The following is a 1251-nucleotide window of genomic DNA, read 5'->3' as shown; positions in this document are numbered from 1 at the left end:
GCGGCGAAGGCGCCGGTCAGCGACAGGGCGATGTAGAGCGCGAAGACCGGCGGCCGCGCCAGCGCCCAGACCGCCATGGCCGCCGGGATCGACGTCACGCCGCCCGCGACGAGGAACGCCATCCCGGCGCCCGGTGCCATGCCCTGATCGATCAGCCCGCCCACCAGCGGCAGCGCGGCGTAACCGTTGAGATACGCGGGCACACCGACCAGCGTGGCCGTCGCGATGGGCATGAGCCCGTCGCCCCCCAGCGCCGCGGTCACGGTCTCGGCCGGGATCCACGCCAGCATCAGGCTTTCGAGAATGAAGGCCAGTGTCAGCCACTTGGCGAGGAACAGCGTCGTGCTCAGCGCCGATCTGCCGAACTTTGCGCGCCGGTCGGCATCGGACCAGAAGCGCCAGACCACCGGTTTCGGCGCGCGGACCTTCGCGCCGCCGCAGCCGCCATTGCCGATACCGTCGCGCAGCGGGTCGGCGAAGGCCCCGGCCTTCATCATCACGTGCACGACAGCGCCGCCGAACAGGCCCAGCCCGATGGCCGCGAGCGTCTTGGCGATGGCGAATTCAAGGTCCAGCACCCCCGCCGTCAGCACGAACATGGACGGGTCCATGATCGGCGACGCGAGCCAGAAGGCCATGACCGCCGACAGCGGCACCCCCATCGCCAGCAGGGCCGCGATCAGCGGGATCACCCCGCACGAACAGAAGGGCGAGATGCCGCCCGCCAGCGCGCCCAGCCCGATCATCAGCACGGGCGCCCCGGTGAACGCCTTGGCGATCAGGTTGTCCGCGCCCGTCGCCCCGGCCCAGGCCGCGATGGCGATGGACAGGACCAGGTAGGGCGCGGTGTGCAGCAGCGCGCCCGCCGCGAAGCGTGCGCTGTCCTTGGCCTGCATCGGGTCGACGATCGCCAGCACCGCAAGAATCGCGGCGGAGGCGAGCCAGACGCGCTGGTCCGTCCACAGGTGGCGCAGCGTGGACCGGAGGCCGGACGCTGCAAGGGTTGTGTCGGTCATCACCAGATCTCCGGCATTCCAGTTGTTTCGGGGCGAAAAAAGCCGCGCACGCGCATCAGTCCGCGTCCTCCGACGCCAGAACGGTGACACCGGTGCAGCATTCCGATGTCAGGAATCCGACCAATGCGCGCGTGGCGTCGAAATCGACCCGGTTGAACACCTCGCGCCCCTGCCTGTCCTGCAGCACCAGCCCGGCCTCGACGAGCGCCGACAAATGGTGCGCCAGCGTCGAGGG

General features: G+C 70.2%; 2 protein-coding genes. Both read right to left on the bottom strand.

Going from position 1 to position 1251, the window contains the following annotated elements; all coding sequences use genetic code 11:
• On the bottom strand, nucleotides 1–1016 hold a 1016-nt coding region (locus DDE13_RS22415; protein WP_222626192.1), incomplete at its 3' end, for a permease.
• 55 nt (nucleotides 1017–1071) lie between these two features.
• Nucleotides 1072–1251 (bottom strand): ArsR/SmtB family transcription factor (locus DDE13_RS22410; protein ID WP_162631200.1); only part of this gene is annotated, 180 nt, incomplete at its 5' end.

The organism is Meridianimarinicoccus zhengii (assembly GCF_003254465.1).
In the GTDB taxonomy this organism is placed as follows: Bacteria; Pseudomonadota; Alphaproteobacteria; order Rhodobacterales; family Rhodobacteraceae; genus Meridianimarinicoccus; species Meridianimarinicoccus zhengii.
This window is presented reverse-complemented; position numbering and strand designations above follow the sequence as displayed.